Here is a 24,323-nt window from a genome sequence, read left to right as displayed (position 1 = left end):
AGGTAGGGAGCGGGGGCGGGGTTACGTCCCGCCACGCCTTCCATGTGAGTAGTCTCCGGCGACCGCCAACGGCCAGCATGCGCATCACGTTTGTCCTGCCCACCCCGATCCGCATCCCAATGGGAGGGGCTAAGGTGGTGTACGAACATGCTCGGGGCCTCGCCGCAAGAGGCCACGTGGTCAAGGTGGTGGCGCCAAAGCAGGAGACGAGGTCGCCCATCGCGCTAGCGCGGCGTGCAGCCGTCGCGGTTCGGGACCGGATCCACGGCGTCGCCGGCGAGCACGCGTACAGCGCCTCAGGCGTCGAGACGATTGATCTCCCAAACCCTTCCGGCGCGTCGTTCCCAAAGGCCGACGTGACGATTGCGACGGGCGTCCAGACGGCTCCTTGGGTGGCGCGACTGCCGCCAGAGGCCGGTCGCTCCCTTTACTTCGTGCAGGGGGACGAGACGTTTGTACGCCCAGACGCCCGCGAATCCTGGCATCTAGGGATGCCGCTGATCACGTGTGCGTCGTGGCTCGCGCGCGAAATGGAAGCGGTGGGCCTGGAGCCTCTCGCGGTCATTCCCAACGCCATCGACCCCTCTGAGTTCAGCGTCGACGTTCCGCTCCACGCACGCCCGGCGCAGATCATCGCGCTCTACCATCGCCATCCGGTTAAGGGCCCCGACGTGCTGATCGGTGCGTTGGAGACCATTCGGCGCCAGAGGTCCGATGTGGGCGCCGACGTGTTTTGCGCCCGCCCTCCCTCGCACGCGCTTCCTGACTGGGTCTCCGTTCACGTCCGGCCCGCGCCGCGTCTGCTGCGCGCTCTGTACAACGGCGCGCCCGTTCTCCTCCACCCGAGCCGCAGCGAGGGGTGGCCGTTGGTGCCGATGGAGGCTGCAGCGTGCGGATGCGTCGTGGTCGCCTCGGCGAATCCAGGAGTGGGCGAGTACCTGGCCTCTGGCGAGTCGATGCTGACAGCAGGGATCGGAGACGGAGAGGGACTGGGCGAGGCTGCCTTGAACGTGATGTCCAACCCGACCCTCCGGTCCCGGCTTTCCCAGGCAGGACAGCAAGCGGTAGCCAACTACTTGTGGCGCGAGAGCACGGATCGCCTGGAAGCCGTGCTGCAGGACCTGGGATGACAATCGTTGTACCGGTCCTCAACGGCGAGCACGTATTACCGCTCACGACGGACGCTGTGTTGCGGCAACCCATCGAGCGCATCGTGTACGTCGACGATGGCTCCACAGATCGGACTCCGGCGCTCTTGCGCGATCTCGCGGCGCTGGATTCCCGCGTCGAGGTCATCACGTTCCCGTCGAACAGAGGCCGTGCCGCGGCGCGCAACGCCGGGGCCTCTGGCGCCAGAGGCCTCCTGCTGTTCCTGGATGCCGACGTCTCGCCCGGCTCAGGCTATGCCGAGTCGATGGCTGCGGCTGTCGAGAGCGACTGCGTGATCGCCGCTGTGGGCTCACTCCGCTTCCCTGCCCGCGAGGGCTCGGATCCTTACCACCGCTATCTCGCATCATCCCGGCGCGGGGTCGCGGCAGCGCCCGTGCGCGATGACGGGTCTGTCTCGTGGCGGTACTTCTTGGCCGGGATCGCTGCCGTGGAGGCGGCTGCGCTCCACCGCGCAGGAGGCTTCCCCGAATCGATCCGGTATGGGGAGGATCTCGCCCTCGCGTGCCTGCTCGCCCGAGACCATCCGCAGGGGCTCGCGCACGCGCCAGAGGCCACGGCCGACCTCTACGATGTGGGCACGCTGGAGACGGCTCGCACCAAGCTTGCCGCGTTCGCTTGCGATTTGGGAGCCGTACTGGACGTCTGTCCAGATGCCCTGACCGTTGCCGGTTTGGAGCGCCTCGCGAACCCGTCGGTCTTCAACCGTCTAGCGCTCAAGGCTGCTGCATGGCAACTCCCCGCAACGCTGTGCACCGCCGCAATCCACAGCCTACCCGGGAGCATTCAGCCTCTGGCGGTGCGATACCTTCTGGGCCACACTTTGGTCGCGAACGCCCGCCTGGATGGTCACCCTCGCACTTCCTAGCACGCCCGAGTCCGTGACGCGCGCCGTTGAGGCCGCCGAAGGCCTGAGCGTCCAGATCGGGCTCTCCGAGGAGACCACGTCGCGGGTCGGCCTTGCGGTGGCCGAGGCCGTTGCCAACGCGATCGAGCACGGCAACCGGGGGATCGAGTCCTCTGAGGTCCGGGTCCACTTGGCGCCAGAGGCCCGCGTGCTCCACGTCACGATCCAAGACGAGGGCCACGGTGTGGACTCCGAGCAACTGCGTGAGGCGTCCCTGCCGGACGACCCGTTGCAGACCGGAGGGAGGGGCCTGTTCCTGATTCGCGAACTCTCGGACCGCGCCGAGGCTGCGGGCACCCGCCTGAGCCTCTGGTTCTCGGATCGTTCGTGATGCGGCATATATCGGTAGGCGCGCTGGTCGCACTCACGGCTGCGATGGCGTGGACGGCCCGGACGCCAGAGGCCGGGGTTACGTGGCGTGTTGCCTTTGTCGTGTGCGCGCTGTTGGCTGTTCCGGCTATGCTCTGGGCGATCCACGAGGTGCGACCTCGGTTTCGGACCGTTCTGGGTGTAGCCCTGCTCCTACGTCTGCTCGCTTTGCCTCTGGCGCCGAGCCTCTCGGACGATGGGCATCGGTACCTCTTCGATGGGTACCTCACCCTTCAGGGAATCAGCCCGTACACGGACACGCCGCGCGAGCAGGTCGCCAGAGGCGTAGATGTCCCGGTCCGATTGCGAGACCTGAACTCACCGGATTACCACTCTGTGTACCCGCCGACCTCGCAGGCCTTTTTTGCCATTGCTGCGTGGGGCGGGGGGGAGGACCCCCGGCGGGCATGGTGGGGGTTCAAGATTCTGCTGGTCGCGGTCGAACTCGCTGGGGTGTGGGCGCTCGCTAAAGCGCTACCCCGTATGATGGTTGCGCTGTACGCGTGGCATCCGCTCGCCGTACTCGAGATCGCAGGTCAGGGGCATTCAGAGGGACTCGCGATCGGGTTCTTGTCTATTGGTCTTGCCGCGCTTGTGCGACGCAATGCTCTGGCCTCTGGCGGATGGTTGGCACTTGCGGGATGGTCTAAGCTGTGGCCGTTTGCCCTCCTCGCGATCTGGGCGCGCGCGCAACGCCGGGTACTCGTCAGCGCGCTGTTGATTTCAGTAGCGCTCATTGCGCCCATCCTCGCGCAGACCAGCGGGGCGATCACGTCGCTCGGCCTGTACGCGGGCACATTCGATTTCTACTCCGCACCCTACGCCGTGCTCAAGTCCGCGCTGTGGCCTCTTGCGGCGGAACGCTCCGGGCTGTTGGCCTCCCTAGCACTCGGATTGACGGCACTCGTAGCTAGTGCCGTTATTGCAATACGTTCTCATAGAGAGTTGGGTACGACACAGCTTACAGGATGGTTCATCTTTCCATTGATCCTGACATCTCCGACTCTACATCCCTGGCATCTGCTTCCCCTCCTTTGGTTTGCCGTCCTCATAGGGGAGGGGAGGGTCCTAAAGCCAGTTCTGTGGCTCGTTGCCTGGAGCCCAGCTACGTACCTGGTGTATGTCGGCCTACCGTCGCTCTACACGGCTGCGATAGTCATCGGGTGGACGGGTGCTGTCCTGCTCGCCTCTCTCAGCTTGATCCCACATATCCTTGAGCAGCGTGGGCGTCGCAAGTGGACTCGCATACAGCGTGCCCTGGGCTCGGGCGCCAGAAGCCGCTTGCTGGACTTTGGAGGCGCTGAAGGGTTCGTCGCGGCAGCGGCTCAGGCAGCAGGTCGTGAAGCCGTCATCGCGGACATCGAGGACGTGCGACGCGTAGAGATCCCCTTCTTGCGTGTCGTGGCGGATCGGGTAGAGGCTTCGCCAGGCGCTTTTGAGGACTCTTGTCTCGTCTTCGTGTTGCACCATGCTGATCGTCCCGGTGCTGTATTGGATGAGGCTCGGCGCGTAACGCGCGGGAGGATCATCGTGTGGGAAACAACACCGAGGCGCTGGTATCCAAAGCCGTTATTGCATCTTGTTGATCGGATCACTAACAGTCTGAGACCAACAGGACACGCGTTCCCATCCGCGAAACTGAGAACCCCACTTGAGTGGGAATCCATGTTCGAGCGGCATCAACTCCAAGTCTCCATGCGAACCGATTGGGGAGTGCTCCATCCCCAAACGTTCTGGCTGCTGACATCTGAACTGAATTCTCGCGGCGCGTCGTTCGCCAGAGGCTGATGTCGGATCAATACCTCGGGACAGACGGGTCTATCTCCTCGCTCCACGCGTCGATCCCACCCTCTAGGCTCAAAGCATCAAAGCCCCTCGACTGAAGCATCGAGACCGCGACGCCTGAACGGCCTCCGCTTTTGCAGTAGACCACGAGGGCTCGATCAGCGTAGGGATCCAGTTCGTCCCATCGGTTGGAAAGCTCGGGGAGGGGAATAATCGCGCCCCCGATGTCTGCAAACGCGTGTTCGTCCCGGCTGCGCACATCAAGCAGAAAGACGTCCTCTCCCGCGTCGAGTCGAGTTTTAAGGTCTTGAACGGTCAGTGTGGGAGTCGGCATCTGGGGTGTGCACGCGGCCGTGTCGAGGGTCGAAGCGTCGTCCAGCGATCGAATCGTTGGAGAGTGCCCACAGACAGGGCAGTCCGGATCGCGATCCACGAGGATGTCCCGAAATCGCATGGTCAGGAGGTCGGCAATGAGAAGTCGACCTTCAAGCGGATCTCCGACGCCGAGAATCCACTTGGTCGCCTCGGTCGCCTGGAGCATCCCCAGAACACCCGGAACGACGCCGAGGACGCCAGCCTCAGCACACGAGGGGGCGAGGGCCTCTGGCGGGGGTTCCGGATACAAGCAGCGGTAGCAGGGTCCGTTATTGGTTCGTATGAACAACTGACCACTGAACGATGAGACCGATGCAGACACGTTGACCGTCTCGTTAAGCACGCACGCGTCGTTGATCAGGTAGCGCGTGGCGAACGTATCCGTCCCATCGAGGACGACATCGTATCCGCTCACCAGGTGATCCGCATTGGAGGCATCAAAGCGCTCCGCATGCACCACGATGTCCACTTCGGGGTTCATGTCGCGCAAGCGGCGAGCTGCGGCCTCCGCCTTCCCGACGCCCACGTCAGACTCGCCATAGAGCACCTGCCGGTGGAGGTTGCTCCGGTCTACTGCATCATCGTCCACCAGTCCCAGCCGGCCCACGCCAGAGGCCGCCAGGTACAAGGCCGCTGGCGAACCCAACCCGCCGGCTCCAACGATCAGAACGGACGCCTCGCGCAGCGTTTGCTGGCCGCTGAGACCAATCTGAGGCAACCGGGTTTGCCGGCTATATCGCTCTAGCTCGCGGGCGCTGAACGTACTCATCGCGTGGTACGGGGTGAAGGCAGGAACAGCACGAGGCCAAACACACAGAGGACGTTGGTGACCACGAAGAAGATGGCTTCCTCTATGGGAAGGCTGAATATCTCGATGCCTGTCCTCGTCGCGTCCGTGATGTTCCAGATCCCGTCTAGGATCGCGAAACGGTCCGCAGCCCAGAGGTACAGGGATGGGATGGCAATGGAGATCGCTACACGAGCGCGCTCCTCCCAGATCTTATGGGCCCCGACCCAGCTCAAACCCGCGATCACAGGGGCCGCCCACGCGAGCACGAGTCCGAGGTACAGCGTATGCCCCCCAGTGATCAAGCACACTGCACCGGCGGCTGTGAGCGTCACAAACGCAGCCACGAGCGCAGCTCTAAAACCCTTCGGGCTTGCCTTTGGAGCGGAGTCGGTAATCCCACGGCCACGAAGCAAGAAGTAGAACAGGCCCGTTAAGACAGGCTGCAGGAGGAAAAACGCGTACTCCTCAACGGGCACGTACCCGATCGTCGCCAACACGCGCCCCGGGGGATACGTCCAGACTTCGTTTGCCACCAGGTAATTGTCCCAGGGCGTCGTGTAGACGAACGCGAGCGCGAGTACGGCGCCCATCCACTTCAGGGCCTCTGGCGCGCCGACTCCCGCCAGAGGCTTCTTCTGGGCAATCGCGAGAAGCGCGATCGGCGGCAGGACAAACACCAGGTGAAAGGTGAGGTAGGTCATGAGAGAGCTTTCAGGACGACACGAGCCGCGTTTCGGCCGCTGGCGCCCATAATCCCGCCGCCGGGGTGCGTGCTCGCGCCCGTCAGGAAGAGACCATCGACGGGGCCTTTGTACTGGGAGAGGTCCATCGTGGGACGAAGCGAGAACATCTGGTCGATCGACATCTCAACGTGCATCACGTTTCCGCGGCGCAATCCGAGCTCGCGCTCTAGCCACTCCGGGTGCTGAAACAACTGGCCCATGATGTTCTCGCGCGTGCCAGGTGCCACCTTTTCGAAGGCCGTCAAGATGGAATCGGCGACCCCCTCCTCAATGTCGGCCCATGAGCGGCCTCCTGAGAGCTCGTATGGGAAGTACTGTCCCCACAACCACAGTGCTTCGCCTCCTGCAGGCGCGAGGGAATCGTCGACGGCTGAAAAGCTCATCGCCACGATGGGCGGGTCCTTTGCCGGTTCGCCGCGGAGGTAGTCGGCATACGCGTCCATAATCTGCTGCCGGTCTCGACACACGAGTCCAAGCCCGATCCGGGCGTCGTCTCCGGGATGTGAGCTGTATCGCACGGGTTCGGACAGCGCGAGCCGCAGGATGGCGCCAAACCCGTTCCCTACGCGGACGCCCTTCAACGACTCTGGGCGGTATTCCGACGGCAGCAGGCGACCGACGCTCTCCAAGATGTGCGTGCCCGCGAGTACGCCTCTGGCGGTACTGATGTCGGTGCCTACGCGGACGCCAGAGGCCCGGCCGTCCTCGACAAGGATCTCGTCGACAGCGCTGCTCGTGAACACGTCACCGCCGTGGGCCTCGATGTGGCGGCGAAGTGCCTGTGTGAGCATCCCCGAGCCTCCTCGTGGCCGCGCGACTCCACCCTGGTGATAGAGAGGGTGCCAGAGCAGGAACGGAGCGGTAAGCGGTTCGGTGGGCGGAGGCCCCGACTGAGCCGCCATCCAGACCAAGGGGGCCTTGACCTTCTCCTCGGTGAAGTACTGATCTACGACGTCACCATAGGGCTGAAGGATGGCTTGCATCGCTCGCTGCCAGTCGATTTTCGCCGAGTCACCAAGCGCAAACGTTTTTCCGATCTCGAACGGGCTCGGCGAACGCAGGAACGTCTCCTTTACCGTGTTGGCGAAAGGCGTCCACTCGTCGATAAAACGCTTGTACGCGTCTCCTTCTCCTGGAAATCGCCGCTCAAGGTCGTCGGCCGTCTTGTCCACGTCTCTCCAGATAAACAGGTGGTCCCCGTCCTCGAATGGCGCGGAAAACAGCGGGTCTAGCTCGATGTAGTCCAGTCCGTACTGTTCAAGTCCCAACTCCTCGATGATCGGCGTTAGACGAATGAGGATGTGAGCGGAGCCCCCCAGGTCGAACTGATATCCTGGGACGATTTCGCGGGTGGAAACCGCTCCACCGACGATGTCGCGGCGCTCGAACACGGCCACGCGGTAGCCCGCTTGCGCGACGTACGCTGCGCTGATGAGGGCGTTATGCCCAGCACCAATGACAATGAGGTCGTAATCCGGTCGGGAGGAGAGGGGCACGCCAGAGGCTGGTTGGTCACACGGCGTAGCCTCTGGCGGCGCTACTCGTTCCCGCCGTTCTCACCAAGGTCGATGAAGTCTGCTGCGCTGTCCGCAAGCTTGTCCCGCTGGTGCACGTAGATCATCGTGGTCTCCAGGTTTTTATGCCGCGCGTGTGTCTGAACCTGTTGGACTGTCGCACCCGCTTCGATCGCGAGCGTGCACCCCGTATGGCGGAGCGTGTGAGCTCCAACGGTAGCCTGGATACCAGCTTTCCGAGCCGTCTTGTTTACGATGTCATAAATGGACGTTGTAGACAGCCTCCTCCCATAGCTGTTCGGGCTCAATGATCTCCAGACAGGGCCAGACGTGGCACCGTAGTAAGACGACAAGTCGTCCAGCTGATTGCGAACCAAATCAGGAAGCTTGACGAATTGATCGGCGCCGCCTTTTGTGCTGGGTAAGTCTAGGACCCAATGTCTCCCGACCGGGCGGACGTGTTCGAAGTTCATTGCGGCAGCCTCAGACCTTCTAAGTACGCAATGCAAGAGCGTATAGAGAAGCGCCCGATTCCGCACGCCAGAGGCATGGTCCATATCTACGGCCTCGATGAGTTGCCGGGACTGCTCCTTGGATAAAACCGTTATAGCGCGATCAGAGCCACCAGAGCGTTTTACACGCCGTATCACGTGCCGGTCAGCGGGGTTCGTGTCGAGCGCGCCTAATGCAATCAGCCATGCAAAGAATCCCCGTAATGAGGCTATACGCCTTCGGAGTGTTGCAGGTGCGTAGTCCGCATCTTCAAGCGCCTGGATGTATCCGTTTACCTGAACAAACGTGACCTGCCTGGCCTGATTAAGCGTTACGACCTCTGTGCCAAAGAAAGACTGTAAGTCCCGTTCATAGGAGCGGCGAGTGTTGGGCCGATCGTAGCGCAGCAGGAAAAGCCGGATGAGATCAGAATCGCCAGAGGCCAGGTCATACTCAGGCGGGGATGCGCCAGCAAAGATCGTTACATCAGAGTCCATGGGGCGACGAGACGAGTAGCTTCGAAGGGCTGATATACTCCATCGCGATAATAACTGTTATCGCAAGTAGGGTCAACCCGGCGGCCTCTATGTCGGAGGTTCGGGACGGTCAGCGTGAAATTCTGAACCCGCAGAGGCCCAGGTCCCCGTGCTGCGCTATGTGACGCCGGCCATGCGCCATGGCTCTGGACTCGACGGGCCTCTGGCGCTAAAAAGGAAATGGCCCTACAGCCGGGCTCGTGAGAGCCAGCCGTAGGGCCACGGGTAAACCGGAGTGAGTCGGTTACTCGACGCCTTCGATTTCAGCCTCCGCCTCAGCGCCAGCCTCCTCGACGGCGTTGGCCGCGTCGGCACCGGCCTCCTGCATGTTGTCGCCGGCCTCTTCGAGGGCAGCGTCGGTTTCGGCAGCGGCGTCCTGCATGTCGGCCTCGACCTCGTTGCCGATGTCGGCAGCGTCAGACTCGATGGCCGCTGGCGTTTCGAGATCGACGCCGGTGTCGTCCTCGCAGCCAGTCAGTGCGAACGTGAAAGCGAGCGCGACGAGCGCGCGGGTGAACAGTTTGGTCATGGGACCTTGGGTGTGGGTTGAACAATGTTGCCCGAGCGACCGGGCGGCGTTCTAACTACCACAACTCGCTTCGCGTATGCGAGCGGAAAAAATTCAGATACCGTGCGCGAGCGAGACGCCGCTGGCGGTATCGAACAGGTGCAGCTTCGTCGCGTCTGCGCTCAGGGACACGCTCGCACCGGGCTCGGGTAGCTCCTGAGGCTCCACGCGCGCCACAAGGCTGGTTCCTCCGCGGCTCGCGTACAGGACGATCTCATTCCCCATCGGCTCCAGCACGTCCACTGTAAACGCCCCGAGATCAACGAGTGACTTGGCCTCTGGCGCGACGCCATGCACGTAAAGGTCCTCTGGGCGGCACCCTAACGTGATGCCGGACGACGCGGTAGGCGCTCCCCTCAGCGCCAGAGGCTCCAAACCGGGAGACACGAAAACGGCGCCAGAGGCCGAGACTTCCACAGCACCCTCGATGAAATTCATGGACGGGCTGCCGATAAAGCCTGCGACGAAGATGTTCGCGGGGCGGTTGTACAGCTCTAGTGGCGGCGCGATCTGTTGCACGTGCCCGGCGTCCAGCACTACGATGCGGTCGCCCATCGTCATGGCTTCCACTTGGTCGTGCGTGACGTAGATCATCGTCGCATCCAGCTCTCGGTGCAGCTTGGAGATCTGCGTCCGGGTTTGAACGCGGAGCTTGGCGTCGAGGTTAGAAAGGGGCTCATCAAACAGGAAAACGGCCGGGTTTCGCACGATGGCGCGCCCAAGCGCCACACGCTGACGCTGCCCTCCGGAAAGAGCCTTCGGCTTGCGTTCGAGCTCATCGACAAGCCCCAGCTTTTCCGCCGCGTTCCGAACACGCTGATCGATCTCGGCCTTCGGCGTTTTGCGAAGCCGGAGCCCGAACGCCATGTTCTCGTAAACGTCGAGGTGAGGATAGAGCGCGTAGTTCTGAAACACCATCGCGATGTCGCGGTCCTTGGGCGCCACCTCGTTAACGACGCGCCCCCCAATAGAGAGCGTGCCACCCGATATATCCTCCAGCCCCGCGATCATGCGAAGCGTGGTACTCTTGCCGCATCCCGACGGACCGACGAGCACGATGAACTCCCCGTGCTCGATCTGAAACGTTGCGTCGTGGACCGCGACAAACCCATTGTCGTACTCCTTTTTGACGTGATCGAGGGTGACAGTAGCCATGGGGTGAGCAGGTGCAGATGCGCGAAGATAGAGGCGACAGCCTCTGGCGGGAAGCGCTTACATTTTCCCCATTACCCCGACGAATGACAGACTCCCTCCAGCCGATCCTGTGCATCGGCGCCCTCTACACCGGTTCTGAGCGCGGCCTCGCGTCCGACATCCTGGCCTCTCGCGCCAGAGGCTTTACGCCCGTGACGATCTGCACCGCGATTGTCGTCGCCTCGCACGATGCCGTGACCGATCTGACCGAGGTCCCGGTGGATACGGTGTACTCCCAGCTTGAACACGTCCACCAGGCGGTTGACATCGCAGGAGTCCGAATCGGGATCCTGGGCTCCGACCGGAATGCCAAAGCCGTTCTCGAATGGGCCTCTGGCGTCGATGTGCCCGTTGTGTTGGAGCTGGTGGCGTCTGGCCCCAGTGGCGAGACCGTGCTGCCTGCTCGTGGCATCGACGTTGTGGCGGAGCATCTCGCGGTCGCGGATCTGGTTCTCGTGTCTCGTCAGGACGCGGAACTGGTGACAGGCGGCGAGATCACCTCATTGGATGATGCGCAAGTGGCCGCTCAGCGGTTTTCGAACCGTGGTGCGAAAGGCGTCCTGATCGACTGTGGCGTCCTCCCTGCCCGTTTCTACGATGCCGCCGACGACCCAGGCGGCGACTCTGCGGCTTCGCCTCTGGCGTCGTACCTCTACTTCGACGGAGAGGACTTCGCTCTCTTTGAGGTCCCTTCGCAGGCTGCACCGATTGGTAGGGAGTCGTTGTTTGCAATAACAGCTGTAACGCGGTTGTCTCAAGGAGACTCAATCGAAGTGGCGCTTCAGGCCGCGGTTCGGGAAACGGTGGAGGCCACAAGGCACGCCACACCGATCGCTGGAGGCGAACCCGCGCTCAACTACGCCTGGCGTCTCCGCGAGGGCACCTCGGGTACGTAGCTTCGGTCTCACGTTCCGACGCCCGGCATGTCCCCCTCCTCTTCCCGGACGACGATCTACGACGTTGCGGACGCCGCTGGCGTCGCCATCTCGACCGTCTCTCGTGTCCTCAACAACTCCAGCGAGGTCTCTGACACGACGCGGCAACGTGTTCGCGATGCGATCGACCGGCTCCAGTTCCAGCCGCAACGCATGGCGCGCTCGCTGGCATCGAAGGAGTCGCCAGGCATTGCCGTCGCGATGCCCTCGTTTACCTCGCTGTTTTTCGTCGAGATCCTGAAGGGTATCAAGGACGTGCTGCGCGAGGTCGGAGATACGGACCTCATGCTTTGCAACCTCGGATCGGTAGATCCGGAGGCGTCACTGGAGCGCTTTCTTAGCCGGGGTGCCGTAGGCGGCCTCCTGCTGACGTCGTTGCCTCCAAGCACTGAGGTCCGCACGTCGCTCCAGAGGATGCAGGGTCCCGTAGTCCTGTTGGGCGCGAAAGACCCCGCCTTCGACTCGATCTGGTGGGACGACGCCAGAGGCGCACGCTTAGCGGTTGAGCACTTGATCGGGCTCGGTCACACGCGCATCGCGCTGATCTCAGCTCACCCTTGGAGCCAGGCCGCAGAACCCAGGCTGTCCGGATACACGGCGGCCCTTGAGGCTGCTGGCATCCCGTTCGACCCCTCGCTTGTCGTACGGGGGGCGACGCTCAAGCACGCCGGGTTCTCGGAAGAGGCCGGCGCTGAGGCGATGGCCAAGCTGATGGCGCTGGACAACCGGCCAACCGCCGTCTTCGCGGCATCAGACGTGCAGGCCTTTGGCGCGTGGTCCTACGCGCGAGACAACGGCATCCGCGTCCCGCGAGAGGTATCCATCATGGGCTACGACAACCTCAAGCTGAGCCGCTTTCTTGACTTGACCACGGTCGATCAGAAGATGCAGGACACCGGTCGCCGCGCAGCCGAGCGCCTCGTCGCGCGGATGGCCTCGTCTGGCTCGGGCGAGAAGCTGAACACCGAGATCGAACTCGAACTTGTCTCCCGCCGCTCCACGACGAAAGCCCCGTGACCGAGATCCCGCTACCTCCGCCTCTGGCGGAAACGCACCTCTCCATCGGAACGCGGCGCCAGGGCAAAGTCCGCGACACCTATCGCCTGAGCGATGGACGGATGATTCTCGTCACGACGGATCGCATCTCGGCGTTCGATCACGTGCTGCGCCAGGCGATCCCTCTCAAGGGACAGGTGCTCAACGGTCTCGCGGCTTATTTCTTTGAGCGCACGTCTGATGTAGCTCCCAATGCGCTGCTCTCCGTACCAGACCCCAACGTCACCGTCGCAATCGCCTGCGAGCCGCTCCCGATTGAGTTCGTGGTCCGCGGCTACCTCGCGGGGCACGCGGCCCGGGTGTACGCCTCTGGCGAACGGGTGCTCTGCGGAGAACGACTACCAGAAGGGCTCCGTGAGAGCGAGCGGTTGCCTACGCCGATCCTGACTCCGGCGACCAAAGCGGAAGAAGGCCACGACGAAGACATCTCGCGGCACGACATCGTCGCCAGAGGCCTCCTGGATACGGACACGCTTCAGCACGCGGCTGACCTCGCGCTGGCACTTTTCGACCGCGGTACGGAGATGGCCGCCGAACGCGGCCTGTTGCTCGTCGACACGAAGTACGAGTTTGGCCGAGCCCCAGACGGTCGGCTCCTCGTCATCGACGAGATCCACACGCCGGACTCATCCCGCTACTACTACGCCGACGGCTACGAGGACCGTTTGGCCTCTGGCGAGCCGCAGCGCCAGCTCTCGAAAGAGTTTGTGCGCGAGTGGCTAATGTCCAACGGCTTCCAGGGCAAAGACGGACAAACGCTGCCCGACATGACGCCGGAGTTTGTGCGCGACGTGACGGGCCGATACATCGAGCTGTACGAGACCGTTACAGGTCGTCCGTTCGAGCCGGACACCAGTCCGACGCCAGAGGCCCGCATTGCAGCCGCGGTCTCTCAGCTGGCGTAAAGCTCTGGCCTCCGGTCCACGTGGAGGTCATTGTATGGGTTGATCTGCCTCTGGCGAGCCTGGCGGGGATCGATACGAACAGTAAAGACGCCTTCTTCCTGGCCGCTGGCGGACGCGAGTGTTTCAGCACTGGGAGAGCAGATTAGGCTCTGGCCGATAAACTCCAACGTTTCGCGTCCGTTGGACTCTCGGCCCGTTCGGTTCGCCGTCGCAGTGAACACGTGGTTTTCGAGCGCTCGAATGGGCATTGAGCGCGGGCAGTGCGCGAGTACCAGATTCGAAGGGTGCGCGATCACGTCAGCTCCCTTCAGCGCAAGCGCACGAGCCGATTCTGGGAAGAACCAATCGAAGCATACCATCGCGCCCAATCGGTAGCTCCTGTTGTTCCGATCCGTGACGGTCCACACCTGGAACCCTGTATCACCGGGTGTGAAGTGAAGCGTTTCCTCGTAGAAGAGGTGCGTCTTCCGGTACGTGCCCAGCCACCCGCGTGGCGTCACCACCACAGCGCTGTTGTAGAACAGGTCGCCGTCTCGCTCGGGAAGTCCTCCTACGATCGTGGCGCCAGTCGCAGCAGCCCACTCGCACATGCGTGACACGGTGGGGCCGTCCGTCGCGGACTCCGACAAGTTGTGGGCTTGCTCGGTGGAGTTAAAAAAGTAGCCCGATGCAAACAGCTCTGGAAGCACGACAAGGTCCGCGTTGAGTCCATCGAGCATCTCCCCTACTCGGTCGAGATTAGACTGAACCTCACCCTTCTCAGGGGCGAACTGGAGAACGGCGATTTGAGTTGGGATCATTGCAGCTTTTAGTCTCGGTAATTGACAAATTGCAATAACGGCTTATTGATTGGACTGAGCCTGGAGCGCTGTAATCGCCGCGACGTTGACGATGTCGTCCGCGTCAGCCCCTCTCGACAAGTCGTTCGCTGCCTTCGCGACGCCCTGTAGGATCGGCCCAAAGGCCTCAGCCCCTCCCAACCGTTGCGTGATCTTGTACGCGATGTTGCCTGCGTCAAGGTCGGGAAACACAAACACGTTGGCATCTCCCTGTATCGAGCTGTCGGGCGCCTTCCGTTGTGCCACACTCGGGACGAACGCTGCGTCGAACTGGAACTCCCCGTCCATCGCAATGTCTGGCGCGAGGCCTCTGGCGATAGACACCGCCTCCCTCACCTTGTCCACGTCTGGGTGGTCCGCCGACCCCTTGGTCGAGAACGAGAGGAACGCGACTCTCGGCTCTTGCCCCGTCAGGAAGCGGTGGTTGCGAGCAGCGTCGACGCCGATTCCGGCGAGTTGGGCCGCGTCGGGTTGCGGGACGACGCCACAATCCGCATACGTGAGGGGGCGCCCGTCGGGCAGCACCATCAAAAACAGAGACGACACCAGCGCAGACCCTTCGGCCACTCCGAGCGCCTGAATCGCCGTACGCACTACGTCAGCGGAAGACGTGTCCGCACCTGCAACGCAGCCATCCGCGTCCCCCGCGAGCACCATGAGGTCGCCCCAGAGCAGAGGATCGAGTACGTCCTCGCGCGCTTGCTCGTACGTGAGCCCTTTGTGCTTGCGGCGCTGAAACCACATCTGCGCATACGCTTGCACGTTGGGGCTGTCAGACGGATCGAGCGTCGCGAACGTCGCCAAAGGCACACCCGCCTCTTGCGCAGCGGCTTCGACCTCCCCCCTCTTCCCGAGAACGACAGGACGGCACAGGCCCGTGTTGACCATTTCCGCCGCAGCGCGGATGGTGCGGACATCGTGGCCCTCAGGGAGCGCAATCTTAGTGTTCAGCTTTGCAGCGCGGGCGCGGAGGTCGGCGATAAACGGGATCATGTCTCTAATGGGTTGACCCAAGCGGTCGAGCCGCTGGCGTCGGATTCTTGTTTCCAGATGGGGACGTCCTCCTTGAGCGTGTCGATCAGCCACCGGCAGGCTGCGAATGCGGCGTCGCGGTGAGCGGCGGAGGCCGCGCAGAGAACGCTGGCCTCTGGCGAGGGCACGTCTCCTAAGCGGTGGAGAACGACGACTCGCGCCAAGGCCCACTGGTCCATCGCGCGCAAAGCCAGGCGGTCGAGTTCGCGCGCGGCCATCTCGGTGTACGCCTGATAGCTCAGGAGCGGAGTTTCAACGTTGCCCGTCCACCGACGGGTCGTGCCCAGGAAGAGGCACGTGCCGCCAACCGTTCCGGCTTCTGGCGCCCCGCCCGCAGGGACGAGGAAGTCTAGGGCGCGTTGAACGGGCAACACGCCAGAGGCCAGTCCGTCGGCCTCTGGCGTGATCAGACCCGTCCAGATGGGCGTGTCTGTCGGCGGTGTCATGCAGCGACCTCGCCGACGGTTTTCTTGACCGCGTCGAGGTTGGGCATCTCACCCGCGTTGTCCAAGACCTCGGCGTAGCGGATGTTCTGATCCCGATCGATCACGAACGCGGAGCGCTTGGCGATGCGGTCCAGCTTCATCGGCGTGAAGTCGTTGTCGTACTTCGTGCCGTAGTCCGCCGAGACGCTGCCGTCGTGGTCCGAAAGAAGGCGGAAGGGGAAGTCGTGGACCTTTTTGAACTCCGCGAGCGCGAACGGCGAGTCCGTCGAGACGCCGACCACCTGGGCGCCTGCGTACTCCCCGAGGTCGTTGCCGACCGTGTCGAGTTCGTTGGTGCACACGCTGGTGAACGCTCCGGGGAAGAAGAGCAGCACTACAGGGCCGTCGGAGAGTTCGTCGCTCAGGTTGAACGGCTGGGTGTCGCTGTCGTAGAGCGTGAAGTCGGGGGCGGTATCGCCAGAAGAGAGAGGCATCGGGTTGGGATGGGGATGAGCGCTCGGTACGCCCCGCCCTCGCACGGGTTCGCCCTCGACCACGCGCCGCGCGCTGACCCTCCACCTCTCTCCAGCGCCAGAGGCCTATCCGCCGAACCGGATGGTGCGGATGGGCTCGATGCGCGAGGCCGCGCGCGCCGGGAGGTACGCCGCGAGCGTGCACAGAACGATGGCGGCAACGGTAACCCACACGAAGTCGAACACGCGGAGCTCGATGGGCGCCGCGCTGAGGTAGTAGGCCTCTTGCGGGAGCGGGATGAACTCCCACCGCTTCTCGGCGAGGCCGAACAAGAGCGCCAGTCCGGCGCCTATGAACGCGCCGGAGGCGCCGACAAGCGCGCCTAGGATGAGGAACAGCCGTCGCACGGAGGCTCGGCTGGCGCCCATCGCGAGAACGGTCCCGATCTCCCGCGTCTTCTCCAACACCACCATCAGCAGCGTGCCGATGATGTTGAACGCGGCCACGATCACCAGCGTCGAGATCACTAGCGGCACGATGCTCGCCTGGAGGTCCACCCACGCGAAAAGGCCCCGGTACACGTCGTACACCGAACGGGCATACACGGGTGGGCCGATCTCGGCCGCAATACGGTTCGCCATCTCCGGGCTGCTCTCCAGGTCGTCCAGTGTCACGTCGATCCGCGTGACCTGATCGCGGGTGTACCCCAGGAGGTCCCGTGCGCGGTCGATGTCTGTGTAGACGAACCGCTCGTCGAAGTCCGCCAGGCCCGTCTCGTAGATGCCTGCGACGTAGAAGCTCTTCACCTTGGGGCGCGAGCCGAACGCTCCCGTTTGCCGCGCCGTCCGCGTCGCAAACACCGTCACGCCGTCACCGACCTGGACACCCAGGAGTTCAGAAAGGCGCATCCCGATCACGACCCCCTCACGGCCTCTGGCGTCGAGCGAGAAGTCGAACGCGCCGCGCTCCATCTTGTCCGCGATAAACGGCTGTCCGTCGGGCGGCGTCCCCCACAGTAGTACGCCCTCAATGGCGGGCTTGGTCGTCTGGCCGTCCACTTGTGCCGGCTTGGCGCGAAGCAACGAGAAGTCCAGGACCACCGGCGTGACCCGTTCCACGCCCTCCATCTCGCCCAAACGGGCCTGGAGCGTCTCGGAGTCCTCCAGCGGCTCTCCCAGGTAGCTGTCCACCTGCACGTGCTGCCCGAACCCCACGATCTTGGACTCGATCTCACGCTCGAACCCCCGCACGATCATCATCGCGAGCAGGAGCGCCCCTACGCCAACGGCCACGCCGCCGACCGCCGCGATGGTCACGAAGCGCAAAAACGCGCGCCGCTCGTTGCGGCCTCTGGCGCCACGGAAGTAGCGGAAGGCGAGGGTGCGCTCGAAAGGGCCGATCAATGCAGCGTGGTGTGGGCGAGGGCGCAAGATCGCCCCGCCAGAGGCCCGGCGTGTGAGCGCCGCCCGATCCGGCCCAGGACGGCCTCTGGCGCCAGAGGCGCACGAACAGACTCCGACGAACTCGGGGTCCAGAATCGCGATCGCAGCCGCCGCCAGAGGCGAGCCTGGTATCTTGCCGGAAGCCCTTTCTGAACCTGCACTCCCGCCCGATGAACAACGCCATCGCCAGGCCGCCCGCCCCCGTCAACGAGCCCGTCAAGTCCTACGCGCCCGGCTCTCCCGAGCGCGCGTCGCTCCGCGCCGAGGTGGCGCGCATGGGCGCCGAGCACCGGGAGATCCTGCCGTACATCAACGGCAAAACCGTGGAGACCGGCCGGACCGTCTCGGTCGTGGAGCCGCACGATCACCAGCACGAGCTCGCAACGGTCCACAACGCGCGCAAGGAGGACGTCGAAGCCGCCATCCAGGGCGCTCTGGACGCCCGGCACGATTGGAGCCGAATGGCATGGACCGACCGCGCCGCGGTTTTCCTCAAGGCGGCCGAACTCTTGGCCGGTCCCTTCCGCGACCGCATGAACGCGTCCACGATGCTGGGCCAGTCCAAAAACGTCTTCCAGGCGGAGATCGACGCCGCGGCGGAGATGGTGGACTTTTTCCGCTTCAACGTCCACTTCATGCGTGGGCTCTATGAGGACCAGCCCGTAAGCGACCCCGGAATTTGGAACCGCACCGAGTACCGCGGCCTGGAAGGCTTCGTGTTCGCGGTCTCGCCGTTCAACTTCACCTCCATCGCGGCCAACCTGTGCGCGGCTCCCGCGATGATGGGCAACACGGTCGTGTGGAAGCCCGCGCCGACCCAGATGCTCTCGGCGCAGGTGATCGTCGAGTTGTTCGAAGAGGCCGGGTTGCCGCCAGGCGTGATCCAGATGCTTCCCGGTGAGGGCGCCGACGTGGGCGATCCGGTGATAGCGAGCGAGCACCTCGCGGGGCTCCACTTCACGGGCTCGACGAAGACGTTTCAGCACCTCTGGCACACGGTCGGCTCCAATCTCGATCACTACCGCACGTACCCGCGCATCGTGGGCGAAACCGGCGGCAAGGACTTTATCGTGGCGCACGAGAGCGCGAACGCGGACGCCGTCGCGACGGCCATCGTGCGCGGGTCGTTCGAGTACCAGGGCCAGAAGTGCTCAGCGGCCAGCCGCGTGTACCTGCCGGAAAGCCTGTGGCCGGCCGTCAAGGAGTCGCTGCTGTCGCAATTGGATGAGATCACGGTTGGTGCGCCGCAGGACTTCTCCAACTTCGTCAACGCCGTGATCGACGATCGGGCCTTCGCCAAGATCACCGGTTACATCGACCGCGCCCAGAAGGCCTCTGGCGTCGACGTCATCGCAGGCGGCACGTACAGCGACGAAACGGGCTACTTCGTGGACCCGACCGTTCTTGTGGCCGAGGACCCGCGTTACCAGACGATGGAGGAAGAGATCTTCGGCCCCGTCGCCTCGGTCTACGTCGCTCCCAAGAGCCAGTCCTTTGACGAGGTGCTGGAGCTCGTGGATAGCACGAGCCCGTACGCGCTCACGGGCGCCGTCTTCGCCCAGGATCGCCGCGTGATCGCGCACGCCGCCGACAAGCTCGCAGAAGCCGCCGGCAACTTCTACATCAACGACAAGCCGACCGGCGCGGTCGTGGGCCAGCAGCCGTTTGGTGGCGCCAGAGGCTCCGGCACGAACGACAAGGCCGGAAGCATGTTGAACCTGCTCCGGTGGACCAGCCTGCGCTCGATCAAGGAGAACTTCGTCTCGCCGAAGCACTTTGCCTACCCGTTCCATCAGAACGACGAGGCCTAACCTCTCCGCCTCTGGCGGGGACGACTCGCCAGAGGCGCACCCTACGTGACGTATCGGAGCATCCATCATCCCGGCGACGCGTCACGCGCGCTCGTCGCGGCCCGAGCGCAATCTGGGCCGGTCGCCATCGGATTCCTGATCCTGATGGTGGCGTCGCTCTCGGCTGTTCTGCAGGGCGTGAGCGTGCTGCGCCCGCTGCTCATCATCGTGCCGGTCGTCTACGCGGTGGCTGCGTCGGCCGGGCTGTACACGGTTCAAAAGCGCCCCGCCGAAGCCATCATCGAGGGCGGCCGTGCCGCGCTGCCCTCGGTCTGGGAGGCCTCTGGCGACGGCCCCGTTGTCCTCATGCCGGTGCATTCCGTTCTCCCGCGGCGCGAAGGCCTCGTCGTCGGCATCGGGGACGACGTGACCACGTTGCGCCCGGAGGACTGGCCGGACTTCGAGCACGTCCACCGCGCGCTGGCAGACGCCGCGCGCATCGCCGAGATTGAGGGGCAGACCATCTCCTGGGCATGAACCCACGCTCCCGCCCCGCCGACCTCGCCACGCTCCCGCTGGAGTTTCCCGATCCCACGCCAGAGGCCTCTGGCGCACCGCCCGAGCCCACACCGGCGGCGGGGACAGCGAATCCGTGGGACCACTGTCCCAACTGTGGGGGCACGTTACACAACGAACGCTGCAAACGGCGGTGCTCGCGGTGCCACTACTTCATGTCCTGCTCGGACTTCGACTAGGACTCTGACGCCAGAGGCGCGCCGCTGAGCCCGAACAGTTCGATGGCGTTCTGCGTCGTGATGGCCTCGATCTCCGCAAGAGGCAAACCGCGTAGGTCCGCGAGCTTTTCAGCGACCCAACGCGTCCATGCAGGCTCGTTCCGCTTGCCCCGGTTGGGCGAAGGCGCGAGGTAGGGCGCATCGGTTTCGAGCACGATCCAGTCGAGCGGCACGTCTGCGATGGACTCCGGGACGCCGCCGTTTTTGAACGTGAGCGTTCCGCCCAGACCGATGTGGAAGCCGAGGTCGAGGACCTCTGGCGCCAACCACGCCGGGCCGGAGAAGCAGTGGAACACGCCGCGGAGCGTCCCCTCATTTTCGCCCTTTGCCTGTCGGAGGATGTGGAGCAAGTCTCTGGAGCAGTCGTCCGATCCTTGCTTGTCGCGGTTGTGGAGCACGAGGGGTTTGCCTGTCTCCATCGCGATGAGCGCGTGCTCCCGGAGGCTGGCGTGCTGCGCATCGACGTGATCGCGCGACCAGTAGTAGTCCAGTCCGGTCTCGCCTACGGCAATGATCTCGTCTTCGTGCGCGAGGCTTTGGATAGCCTCGAGATCGCCAGAGGCCATCTCGTGCACGTAGCTCGGGTGGACGCCAGCCATCGCGCGCAACCGGCGGTCGCCTCTGGCGAGTGCCAACGCCTCACGCGAGGATGCCGCATCAACCGCTGGCATCAAGACCAAGCCGACGCCGAGTTTCTCGGCGCGGTCGAGCACGTCGTCACGGTCGGCGTCGAACTGGGACAGGTAGAGGTGAGCGTGGGTATCGATCAGCATAGCCCGAACCTACCGCGCCTCTGGCGCCAGCGGCGAGCACGAGGCAGGCGCAAGTGGTTCTACCTTGGGTGGTGACGCGAAAAGACCCACCCCTTCGGCCGCGATGGCGCGTCCGGCTCCTGGTAGCCGTGGCGTCCGTTCTCGCCCTGCTGCCTCTGGCGCAGCTTGGAGCGTCGTGGTGGGAGTACTCCCGAACGTTGGGCATCCAGCTGGACGAAACGCCGCCGCGTGGCTCGGTAGGCGTGCGGTGGGTGGATACGGAGGAAGGGATCGTCTCGGCTTACGTGTTCCCCTCGGGATCGGCTTACGCAGCGGGGTTGCGCGACGGCGACCGGCTGATCGAACTCGATTTCCAGACCTATTTCCAGGCCGTCGACGTTGAGAGATCGATCGAACGAGCGACAGGAGTTGTACTTGCAATAACGGCACTTCGTGAGAATGAGACGCTCCTCTTGGAGATTCCCGTCGCCAGAGACCCCACGTTCCTCTACGCGCTCAGCCCCGCGCTTTGGAGCGCCACGGGCTGGGGCTTCGCCCTCGCCACCCTTCTCCACGTTCTCGCCCTCCTCAGCGTCCTGCCGCTGGCGAGGCGCGCGCAACGCGCCAGAGGCGCGGCCACGCTGATCAGCGCCGCCATCGTTTGGGTGGGCGGCAACCTCGCGCGGCACCTCTGGGTGACGCTTTTCGGCCCCCCCTCCCTCTCAGGAAGCCTGGCCTCTGGCGCTTTTGACGCGCTCACCCTCCTCGCGCTCGCCGGCTGGATCGCTTTCCCGGCTCTGCTCTTTCGCCGGACGCTCCTCGACGATCGGTTTTCGTCTTTGGCCAGCCGCGGCGTCCGCTGGCTCGTCTGGGTGCCGCCGGCGGTTTTGAGCGCCGGCGTGCTTACCGCCACCCTCGCGGGCCACATCGGTCCTCTTCCTCCAGACGCGTTTGTCGGCCCCATCCTGTTCTACGTGTGCGTGTACGTCGCCACGTCGACCGCGTTTTCTCTGTGGCGGCAGTGGCGCGTGGCCTCAGGCGAGGTGACAACCGCGCCGATGTGGATTCGCGTTGCGACCGCGTTCGTGATGACGCTCGCTCTTGTTGGCGCGCTGCTGGTGTACAACACGCTGCCAGCCTTTCAAGACGAAGTCGCGGTCGGGTGGTTTGTGGTGGCGCTTCAGCTGTTCTCGCTGCTTCCGGTCCTGCTAGTCTCGGCCGGCACACTTCAGTACGGCCGGTTTCGGACTCTCCTCACGCGCAGCGTCACAACCGGCGTGGCGCTCTCTGCTGTGTTCGTGCTGGTCGTGGTCGGCTCGGTCCTCGTGCGCACGCTCGGCCTCGACGTGCGCGGCGCCGGACCGGTCTCTCTCGGGCTCTGGACCGTCGTCCTGCTGCTCCTGGCGGACTGGCTGGCTCCACCGGTCCGCAGGCTGATCGGACGCGTGGTGAGGTCGGAACGACAGCGAGGACGGCTTCTCCTGGACCGGCTCGGCGAACGCGTGCGGCGGCTGCCCGACGTGGAATCGATGGCGACGGCCACGGCTGAAACCGTCGGCCCCGCGCTGCTCGCGCGGTCGGCTGTGGTCTTTCTCCGTGAGACCGATGGCGAGAGGTGGGTGCGTTCGGCGTTCCGGCCTGAGCCGCCCCACTTCACTGTTGTGGAGTTGGACCGCGCGTGGGCGGATTTCCGCGACGCCAGAGGCGTGTGGGCGCGAAACGAGGAGTTGGACGAAACCCAACTCCCGGAGCCTCTGGCGGGACGCCTCCGTCAGATCGGCGTCGCACTTGCGGTGCCGATCGTCGGAAGCGCGGGTGAGCCCGTAGGACTTATCGCGTTGGGGCGCAAGGAGAGACGGTTTTCCGTGTACAACATAGAAGAGGTAGAAGCTCTCAAATCGTTGGGAGCACAGCTCGCGCTAGCATCCGAGCGGTTGGCGCTGTTGGAGCGCGAACGCGCGCTCGTCCGCCGTACGGCCGAAGCCGAGTTGGCGGCCCTCCGCGCGCAGATCAACCCGCACTTTCTCTTCAACGCGCTCAACACCATCGCCGCACTGATCGCTGAATCCCCAGACCAGGCCGAGTCCACCGTCGAGACGCTCGCCGGCTTGTTCCGCGACGTGCTCACCTCTTCGGGCAAACGCTTTGTGCCTCTGGCGACCGAACTGCGGCTCGTTGAGCGGTACCTCTCCATCGAGCAGGCGCGGTTCGGCGACCGGCTGGAGGTTCAGGTCGACATCGACGATGCGACGCTGGACACCCCTGTCCCAGCCTTCGCGGTGCAGACCCTCGTCGAGAACGCGGTCAAGCACGGCATCGAGTCCAAGCGCGGCGGCGGGACGGTACGCTTGCACGCTCGCCAGAGGCAGGGGCAGACCGAGATCACCGTCGCAGATACGGGCGTCGGCATCCCCGCGTTGTTCGGACCCGAGAAAGCAGACCGCGAGCCGTTCTACGGTGTGGGTCTGACCAACGTGGCCGACCGTCTGCTCCAGATCTACGGCACGTCGGATCGCCTTGTCATCCGGAGCGGTCCGGATGGAACCTCGGCCTCGCTGCACCTCCCCTCTTCCCCTCTCGACTAATGCTCCGCGTACTCATCGCCGACGACGAAGCCCCCGCTCGATCCCGCCTCCGTCGCATGCTGGAGCCTCTGGCGGAGAGCGGGCGCATCGGGCCCATCGAAGAGGCCGAGGACGGCGTGGCAGCCCTTGAGACGCTTCAGACCGGCGCGTTCGACCTCGCGTTTCTCGACGTGCGGATGCCGGGCTTGGACGGGTTCGACGTGATCGACCGCCTCACGCCAGAGGCCCGCCCGGCCATCGTGTTCACGACCGCCTACGACGAGTACGCCATCCGAGCGTTCGAGGCCAACGCGATCGACTACCTCCTCAAGCCCATCGGCGCCGAACGCCTCGAAGGCGCCATCGGCCGCGCCGAGCGCGCGACGGACGACGCCGACGAACGGCTCGCGACCCTTCTCGACACGCTCGATGGCGACGCAAGAGGTGCGGCGCCCCTGCCCCCAACGGAGCCCATCCGCCAGCTTTCCGTCCCCGCGCGTGATCGCCTTATCGTGGTCTCGGCCGAGTCCATTCTCGCGGCCGAGGTCAACGACGGGATCACGAACCTCTACGTCCGGGCCTCTGGCGAGACGGTCACCGACCGCCACATCGTGCCGTTCACGTTGGACGCGCTCGAAAGCCGACTGGATCGGCGCCACTTTATGCGCATCCACCGGAGCGCGATCGTGCAGATCGATCGGATCCGGGAGATGATTCCGTGGTTCTCCGGGCGTTACAAATTGGTGCTGGACGGCGGCCAGGAAGTCATCGCCAGCCGGGCCCGGTCGCGCGAACTCAAAGAGCGTCTCGCCCTATAGGGATTTGGGATGTAACATGGGTGCGACAATGTCGGGCACCACCTGTGGGCCTCGCGC

The 24,323-nt window shown here is 64.3% G+C and carries 24 protein-coding genes; 12 read left to right on the top strand and 12 right to left on the bottom strand.

Annotation, left to right across the window (positions count from 1 at the left end; genetic code table 11):
- Nucleotides 1–77: 77 nt before the first annotated feature.
- From BSZ36_RS07210 to BSZ36_RS18880, 4 genes are read left to right on the top strand one after another with little or no spacing between them, the layout of a single operon-like run.
- Entirely contained in the window at nucleotides 78–1,130 is a 1,053-nt protein-coding gene (locus BSZ36_RS07210) for a glycosyltransferase family 4 protein (RefSeq protein WP_094547388.1), read from the top strand.
- Entirely contained in the window at nucleotides 1,127–2,035 is a 909-nt protein-coding gene (locus BSZ36_RS07205; RefSeq protein ID WP_094547386.1) for a glycosyltransferase family 2 protein, read from the top strand. The genes BSZ36_RS07210 and BSZ36_RS07205 overlap by 4 nt, the downstream gene beginning before the upstream one ends.
- A 13-nt stretch (nucleotides 2,036–2,048) precedes the next feature.
- Complete coding sequence (locus BSZ36_RS07200) at nucleotides 2,049–2,405, top strand: ATP-binding protein (protein WP_179271068.1); 357 nt, start codon at nucleotides 2,049–2,051, stop codon at nucleotides 2,403–2,405.
- A complete protein-coding gene (locus tag BSZ36_RS18880) occupies nucleotides 2,405–4,231 on the top strand; it encodes an MptA/MptB family glycosyltransferase (RefSeq protein ID WP_483880255.1) in 1,827 nt (608 codons plus the stop codon). The genes BSZ36_RS07200 and BSZ36_RS18880 overlap by 1 nt, the downstream gene beginning before the upstream one ends.
- 7 nt (nucleotides 4,232–4,238) lie before the next feature.
- Here the strand turns inward: BSZ36_RS18880 and moeB are convergent, their stop codons facing one another.
- The 6 genes from moeB to BSZ36_RS07165 form a co-directional block, all read right to left on the bottom strand.
- The gene (moeB, locus tag BSZ36_RS07190; RefSeq protein WP_094547380.1) at nucleotides 4,239–5,372 is read right to left on the bottom strand and encodes a molybdopterin-synthase adenylyltransferase MoeB; all 1,134 of its coding nucleotides are present in this window, start codon (nucleotides 5,370–5,372) and stop codon (nucleotides 4,239–4,241) included.
- Entirely contained in the window at nucleotides 5,369–6,094 is a 726-nt protein-coding gene (locus BSZ36_RS07185; RefSeq protein ID WP_094547378.1) for a lycopene cyclase domain-containing protein, read from the bottom strand. Before BSZ36_RS07185 ends, moeB begins: the two co-directional genes overlap by 4 nt.
- Complete coding sequence (locus BSZ36_RS07180; protein ID WP_094547377.1) at nucleotides 6,091–7,632, bottom strand: phytoene desaturase family protein; 1,542 nt, start codon at nucleotides 7,630–7,632, stop codon at nucleotides 6,091–6,093. Before BSZ36_RS07180 ends, BSZ36_RS07185 begins: the two co-directional genes overlap by 4 nt.
- Before the next feature lie 41 nt (nucleotides 7,633–7,673).
- Nucleotides 7,674–8,639, bottom strand: a complete 966-nt coding sequence (locus BSZ36_RS07175; RefSeq protein ID WP_094547375.1) for a tyrosine-type recombinase/integrase — start codon at nucleotides 8,637–8,639, stop codon at nucleotides 7,674–7,676.
- Nucleotides 8,640–8,922: 283 nt separating this feature from the next.
- Nucleotides 8,923–9,207 (bottom strand): hypothetical protein, encoded by a 285-nt coding sequence (locus tag BSZ36_RS07170; RefSeq protein WP_094547373.1) that lies wholly within the window; start codon nucleotides 9,205–9,207, stop codon nucleotides 8,923–8,925.
- A 93-nt stretch (nucleotides 9,208–9,300) separates the two neighbouring features.
- Nucleotides 9,301–10,401, bottom strand: a complete 1,101-nt coding sequence (locus BSZ36_RS07165; protein ID WP_094547371.1) for an ABC transporter ATP-binding protein — start codon at nucleotides 10,399–10,401, stop codon at nucleotides 9,301–9,303.
- A gap of 83 nt (nucleotides 10,402–10,484) precedes the next feature.
- On the opposite strand from BSZ36_RS07165, the gene BSZ36_RS07160 reads away from it, so the two are divergent.
- The 3 genes from BSZ36_RS07160 to BSZ36_RS07150 are packed head-to-tail and all read left to right on the top strand — an operon-like array spanning nucleotide 10,485 to nucleotide 13,336.
- On the top strand, nucleotides 10,485–11,336 hold the full coding sequence (locus BSZ36_RS07160; protein WP_179271066.1) for a bifunctional hydroxymethylpyrimidine kinase/phosphomethylpyrimidine kinase: 852 nt from the start codon (nucleotides 10,485–10,487) through the stop codon (nucleotides 11,334–11,336).
- A 27-nt stretch (nucleotides 11,337–11,363) separates the two neighbouring features.
- Nucleotides 11,364–12,392, top strand: a complete 1,029-nt coding sequence (locus BSZ36_RS07155; protein ID WP_094547367.1) for a LacI family DNA-binding transcriptional regulator — start codon at nucleotides 11,364–11,366, stop codon at nucleotides 12,390–12,392.
- A gap of 5 nt (nucleotides 12,393–12,397) precedes the next feature.
- Complete coding sequence (locus BSZ36_RS07150) at nucleotides 12,398–13,336, top strand: phosphoribosylaminoimidazolesuccinocarboxamide synthase (protein WP_179271248.1); 939 nt, start codon at nucleotides 12,398–12,400, stop codon at nucleotides 13,334–13,336.
- On the opposite strand, the gene BSZ36_RS07145 is transcribed toward BSZ36_RS07150, so the two are convergent.
- The 5 genes from BSZ36_RS07145 to BSZ36_RS07125 form a co-directional block, all read right to left on the bottom strand.
- Nucleotides 13,324–14,136: a nitrilase-related carbon-nitrogen hydrolase gene (locus tag BSZ36_RS07145; protein ID WP_094547363.1), complete on the bottom strand. Its 813-nt coding sequence runs from the start codon at nucleotides 14,134–14,136 to the stop codon at nucleotides 13,324–13,326. The two genes, BSZ36_RS07150 and BSZ36_RS07145, sit on opposite strands and share 13 nt — an antisense overlap.
- 42 nt (nucleotides 14,137–14,178) lie before the next feature.
- Complete coding sequence (gene pta, locus BSZ36_RS07140) at nucleotides 14,179–15,168, bottom strand: phosphate acetyltransferase (RefSeq protein WP_094547361.1); 990 nt, start codon at nucleotides 15,166–15,168, stop codon at nucleotides 14,179–14,181.
- Entirely contained in the window at nucleotides 15,165–15,653 is a 489-nt protein-coding gene (locus BSZ36_RS07135; RefSeq protein ID WP_094547359.1) for a molybdopterin synthase catalytic subunit, read from the bottom strand. The genes pta and BSZ36_RS07135 overlap by 4 nt, the downstream gene beginning before the upstream one ends.
- Nucleotides 15,650–16,126 (bottom strand): redoxin domain-containing protein, encoded by a 477-nt coding sequence (locus BSZ36_RS07130; RefSeq protein WP_094547357.1) that lies wholly within the window; start codon nucleotides 16,124–16,126, stop codon nucleotides 15,650–15,652. The genes BSZ36_RS07135 and BSZ36_RS07130 overlap by 4 nt, the downstream gene beginning before the upstream one ends.
- A 105-nt stretch (nucleotides 16,127–16,231) precedes the next feature.
- Entirely contained in the window at nucleotides 16,232–17,509 is a 1,278-nt protein-coding gene (locus BSZ36_RS07125) for an ABC transporter permease (protein ID WP_094547355.1), read from the bottom strand.
- 209 nt (nucleotides 17,510–17,718) lie between these two features.
- On the opposite strand from BSZ36_RS07125, the gene pruA reads away from it, so the two are divergent.
- From pruA to BSZ36_RS18875, 3 genes are read left to right on the top strand one after another with little or no spacing between them, the layout of a single operon-like run.
- Nucleotides 17,719–19,359: an L-glutamate gamma-semialdehyde dehydrogenase gene (pruA, locus tag BSZ36_RS07120; protein WP_094547353.1), complete on the top strand. Its 1,641-nt coding sequence runs from the start codon at nucleotides 17,719–17,721 to the stop codon at nucleotides 19,357–19,359.
- A gap of 45 nt (nucleotides 19,360–19,404) precedes the next feature.
- Nucleotides 19,405–19,875 carry a hypothetical protein gene (locus BSZ36_RS07115; RefSeq protein ID WP_143536798.1) on the top strand — a complete coding sequence of 157 codons (471 nt, stop codon included), beginning with the start codon at nucleotides 19,405–19,407 and terminating at the stop codon, nucleotides 19,873–19,875.
- The gene (locus BSZ36_RS18875) at nucleotides 19,872–20,093 is read left to right on the top strand and encodes a hypothetical protein (RefSeq protein ID WP_143536797.1); all 222 of its coding nucleotides are present in this window, start codon (nucleotides 19,872–19,874) and stop codon (nucleotides 20,091–20,093) included. The genes BSZ36_RS07115 and BSZ36_RS18875 overlap by 4 nt, the downstream gene beginning before the upstream one ends.
- On the opposite strand, the gene BSZ36_RS07110 is transcribed toward BSZ36_RS18875, so the two are convergent.
- Entirely contained in the window at nucleotides 20,090–20,905 is an 816-nt protein-coding gene (locus BSZ36_RS07110) for a TatD family hydrolase (protein WP_094547348.1), read from the bottom strand. The genes BSZ36_RS18875 and BSZ36_RS07110 overlap by 4 nt on opposite strands.
- Nucleotides 20,906–21,033: 128 nt before the next feature.
- Between BSZ36_RS07110 and BSZ36_RS07105 the strand changes: the two genes are divergently transcribed.
- Complete coding sequence (locus tag BSZ36_RS07105) at nucleotides 21,034–23,469, top strand: histidine kinase (RefSeq protein WP_143536796.1); 2,436 nt, start codon at nucleotides 21,034–21,036, stop codon at nucleotides 23,467–23,469.
- Nucleotides 23,469–24,266 carry a LytR/AlgR family response regulator transcription factor gene (locus BSZ36_RS07100; protein ID WP_094547344.1) on the top strand — a complete coding sequence of 266 codons (798 nt, stop codon included), beginning with the start codon at nucleotides 23,469–23,471 and terminating at the stop codon, nucleotides 24,264–24,266. Before BSZ36_RS07105 ends, BSZ36_RS07100 begins: the two co-directional genes overlap by 1 nt.
- Nucleotides 24,267–24,323: the final 57 nt, after the last annotated feature.

Origin of the sequence: Rubricoccus marinus (assembly GCF_002257665.1) — a bacterium.
Classification (GTDB): Bacteria; Bacteroidota; Rhodothermia; order Rhodothermales; family Rubricoccaceae; genus Rubricoccus; species Rubricoccus marinus.
This window is presented reverse-complemented; position numbering and strand designations above follow the sequence as displayed.